The 4,395-nt window shown below is 63.8% G+C and carries 4 protein-coding genes; all 4 read right to left on the bottom strand.

What is annotated here, in order from left to right; genetic code table 11:
* Positions 1 to 37 precede the first annotated feature (37 nt).
* Complete coding sequence (locus tag X803_RS0104665) at positions 38 to 985, bottom strand: ABC transporter permease (protein WP_026544232.1); 948 nt, start codon at positions 983 to 985, stop codon at positions 38 to 40.
* A complete protein-coding gene (locus X803_RS0104660) occupies positions 982 to 1,986 on the bottom strand; it encodes an ABC transporter permease (RefSeq protein ID WP_026544231.1) in 1,005 nt (334 codons plus the stop codon). Before X803_RS0104660 ends, X803_RS0104665 begins: the two co-directional genes overlap by 4 nt.
* Positions 1,987 to 2,073: 87 nt before the next feature.
* Positions 2,074 to 3,768 carry an ABC transporter substrate-binding protein gene (locus X803_RS0104655; protein ID WP_051470455.1) on the bottom strand — a complete coding sequence of 565 codons (1,695 nt, stop codon included), beginning with the start codon at positions 3,766 to 3,768 and terminating at the stop codon, positions 2,074 to 2,076.
* A 154-nt stretch (positions 3,769 to 3,922) separates the two neighbouring features.
* A partial coding sequence (locus X803_RS17845) for a trypsin-like peptidase domain-containing protein (protein ID WP_035777925.1) occupies positions 3,923 to 4,395 on the bottom strand: 473 nt, incomplete at its 5' end.

Here is a 4,395-nt window from a genome sequence, read left to right as displayed (position 1 = left end):
CCTGCGAAGGTGACCGGCCGCCGTCGTACTGGAAGCCTTATTTCTGGCGGGTCTTCGGGTCGAGCGCCTCGCGGAGCGATTCGCCCAGCAGGGTGAAGCCGAGCGCAGTGATGGCGATGCATGCACCGGGCAGGAACGCCAGGTACGGGGAGGACGCCAGTTCGGCCTGGGCATACGTCAGCATGCGGCCCCACTCCGCAGTCTGCGGCAGCCCGCCGCCGAGCCCGAGGAACGACAGCGCAGCCGCGTCGATCACAGCCGTTGCCAGGGATAGCGTCGCCTGCACAATGACCGGTCCAACACTGTTGGGCAGCAGGTGGCTCATGGTGATGGTGCGTCTGCTCAGTCCCAGGGTCTGGGCGGCGAGAATGTAATCGGACCCTCGCTGGGAGAGCATCGAGGACCGCAGCAGGCGCGCGAAGATCGGCAGCTGGGATGCGCCGATGGCGATCATCACCGCGTACTGCCCCTGTCCGAGGATGGCGGCAATGCTGACGGCGAGGAGCAGGTTGGGGACCGAGAGCAGGATGTCCACGAAACGCATGATGACGCTGTCCACCCAACCGCCCAGGCCGCCGGCCAGCAGCCCGAGCAGCATGCCCCCGGCCAGCCCGATTGCGGTTGAGATGACACCAATCATCAGCGATGCCTGCGCACCCCAGATCAGCTTGCTGAGCACGTCACCGCCGAACCGGTCCAGTCCCAGCGGGTATTCCGGCAGCTCCCCCGGCCCGGGGATGTTGATCGGCGTGATTTCCGTCCGGCCGGGCAGCTCATTTCCGCCGTAGGGCGCAAGGATAGGGGCGAGCGCGGCCACAAGAAGGAACAGACCGATGATGATCGCACCGGCGATGGCCTGCGGGTTGCGTCGCAGCCTTCGGAAGGCATCCTTCCAGAGGCCGGTGCCGCTGCCCTCGGAAAGCGTGGGTTCCGCGGTGGCCGGTGTGACTTCTCCGCCCGCGGCGGGAGGCAGAATGTTGCTCATTGCACACGCACCCTTGGGTCGATGATGGTGTACGAAATGTCAACGATGAGATTGATCAGTGCGTACAGGATCGCGATGAAGATGATGAAGCCTTGAAGCACCGGATAATCCAGTTCGAAGATCGCATCACGCAGGAAACTGCCGATGCCGTTGAAGGCGAAGACAGTCTCCGTGAGGACCGCGCCCGAAATCAGCAGTCCGGTCTGCAGGCCGATGGTTGTCACAACCGGCAGCATGGCGTTGCGCAGGATGAAACGGCTCCGGATGGTTTTCTCCATGAGGCCCTTGGCGCGGGCCGTCCGTACGTAGTCGGCGTTCTGCACCTCCAGCACCGAGGCCCGGGTGATCCGCACAATGATGGCGAGCGGAATCGTTCCGAGGGCCAGCCCCGGAAGGATCAGGTGCTGGAAAGCGTCCCACGCGGCGTCGTACTCTCCCGTGAGGATGCCGTCCAGCACGTAGAAGTCCGTGAAATGGGTGGCATTGATCCGGGGGTTCTGGCGGCCGTCCGGCGGCAGGATGGGCCACTGGATGGCGAACAGGTACTTCAGGATGAAAGCAAGGAAGAACACCGGGATGGTGATGCCGATCAGGCTCAGGACAACCGAGCCGTGATCCACCACCTTCCCGTAGTGCCGGGCGGCGAGGTATCCCAGCGGAATGCCGATGCCGATTGCGAAGATCAGGGCCACCACGCTCAGCTCGATCGTGGCGGGAAAGCGGGTTGCAAACTCCTGGAGGACGGGGCGGCCGGTGATGATGGAGGTCCCGAAGTCGCCCTGGAGCAGCTTCCCCATGTAGGTGAAGTACTGCAGCAGGAGCGGCTGGTCGAAGCCGTAAAGTTCGTTGACCCTGGCCACTGCCTCGGGAGTTGCCCGCTCACCCAGGAGGGCTGTGGCGGGGCCGCCCGGCAGGCTCCGAACCCAGAGGAACAGCAGGACCGAAAGGCCAAACAGGGTGGGAATCAGCAGGGCGAGGCGTTTACCAATGACGCGAAGCACAGTGTCCTTTCGACAGTGCGGTACCGGGCCGAACGGGAGCAGACAAAAGCGGAGGGACCAATGGAGCCGGTCCCTCCGCTCCTGTTGTTACTCGTTCAGCTCGATCATGTTGAAGACTTCGTCATTGACCGGGCTGGCCGGGTAGGAATCGACCCGCGGGGCGAAGGCCAGCGACGGCGCAGGGTGGGCCAGCGGGATCGCCGGGTTGAACTCCGCGATCTGCTGGTTGATCTCCTCGTACATCGCGGTCTGTTCCTCCCGGTCGGTCATACCGCGTGCCTCGCTCAGCGCCTCGAACAGCTCCGGGTTGTCGAACCCGAACTCCATCTTTTCCTGGCCGAAGAAGACGCCGATGAAGTTGTCCGTGTCGTTGTAATCACCGGTCCAGCCCAGGAGGTGGATGCCGTGATCCTCGGTGCCCTGGATGCGGTCGAGGTAGTCAGGCGTCCATACGTCCGGTGCCGGAGTAACGGTGATCCCGACCTCTTCCAGCTGGGCGCTGATGTTGGTGAAGACCTGTTCCGGAGTGGGCATGTACGGACGGGAGACGTCAGTCGGGTAGTTGAACTCGACCTCGAAGCCGTCCGGGTAGCCTGCCTCGGCAAGCAGTTCCTTGGCGCGCTCCGGATCATATTCGTACGTGGTGACGTCCTCGTTGTAGCCGTCCACAACATCCGGGATGAACTGCGTGGCAAGCTGCGTGCCCTCAGGCAGGGTCTGGTCGATCAGAGCCTGCTTGTCGATCGCGTGGTGGATAGCCTGGCGCACCAGGGGGTCGCTCAGTTCTTCGACGGCGTGGTTGATGCCGAGGTAGAGGATGGTGAACGGATCGCGCGGGACGATCATGAACCCTTCCTCCTCGAGCACCGGGATGTCCGCCGGCGATACCAGGTCGAAGCCGTCAATGGTTCCGGCCTGCAGCGCCTGGGTGCGGGCCTGCGGGTCATCGATGATCCGGAAGATGACCTGCTGGACATCGCCCTGCTCGCCCCAGTACTCCTCGTAGGCGGAGATGGTGAGGTCCTCGCCCACGTTCCAGGAATCGAACTTGAACGGGCCCGTTCCGACAGGATTGCCCTGGGCGTATTCGCTGAGCTGCGGGGCTTCGGAGGACCCGCCGATGTCATCCGCGTTGAACTCCTCCAGCGCGGTGGGGCTCTGCATGGAGAAGGCGGGGAGCGACAGCGCGGGAACGAATCCGGCGAACGGCTTGGCGAGCGTGACGGTGGCCTCGAGGTCGCCGTTCACCTCGCAGGACTCGTAGACCGCTGCTTCCGGCGAATCGGCGAACCCGCGGAACAGGTTGTTGTAGTAGTAGGACACGGACGGCGCCTGAGCCAGCCCGGTGAAGTTGTACCAGCGGTCGAAGTTGAAGCAGACGGCTTCGGCGTTGAAATCGGTGCCGTCGTGGAAGGTCACGCCTTCCTTCAGCTGGAAGGTGGTGGACAGTCCGTCCTCGGACGTCTCCCACGATTCGGCCAGGAGCGGTGCCGGGTCAGCGGTTCCCGGTTCCACGCCGACCAGACCCTCGAAGATCTGCCGGCTGACCCTGAAGGACTCGCCGTCACTGGCGAAGGCCGGATCGAGAGACGCCGGATCGGATGAAGCTGCGAAGACGAAGGTCGAATCAACTTCCCCTTCCCCGCCTGCGCCGCCGTCCTCCTCACGCTGGCTCTGGACACAGCCGCTGAGCAGCAGCGCGGTGATCGCGGCACCTGCGGTAAAGGCGGCAGCGCGCTTCCTCGTGGGAAGCGTCCCCCGCGCTGTTTTGCTTGTGAACATTAGTGCTCCTGATGATCTGTTACCGGACGGACACGTCCCTGTGTCCGGATGGCGCACGGATAGACCGTGTTACCTAATGTGACGAGCCTAACTCCCAGCGCTGGCGGGTGCAGTATTTCCCGTCAGCAAGCCATCACGATTTGGTTAAGCGTTATCAGCGCTCCGTGCACTGACCAGCGGAAACTGACTCGTTGAGAGCCGCCGCCTGCTCGACGACGGGGCGGAGCTCGTCAAGTGTGAGTGCATAACCGACCGGTACATCTGCGGTGGACTTGGCGAAGATCAGGCCTGCAACCCGCCCCTGCATATCCAGCAGCGGCCCGCCGGAGTTCCCCTGCTGCACGTTCGCGGCGAGGGTGTAGACGTCGACTGCCGTCGGATCCGCTCCATAGATGTTTTCGACGAGTACATCGGAACGGTTTTGGACGCTGGCGGGCTGAATCTGGAACGGCCCGCCTGCCGGGTAACCTGCGAATGCGGCGGTGTCTCCCGTTTCCAGCCCCTCACCGAGCGCGAGCGGTGCGCGGTTAAGCCCGTCCACCGCCAGAACCGCGATGTCCCTGACCGGGTCGAAGTAGACCACATTTGCAGGTACGGCGCCGTTGCCGGGGTATTCGACCACCGGCT

The organism is Arthrobacter sp. 35/47, from assembly GCF_000520475.1.
Classification (GTDB): Bacteria; Actinomycetota; Actinomycetes; order Actinomycetales; family Micrococcaceae; genus Arthrobacter_D; species Arthrobacter_D subterraneus.
Note: the sequence above shows the minus strand (reverse complement) of the source record. Positions and strands in the feature narration are given on the sequence as shown.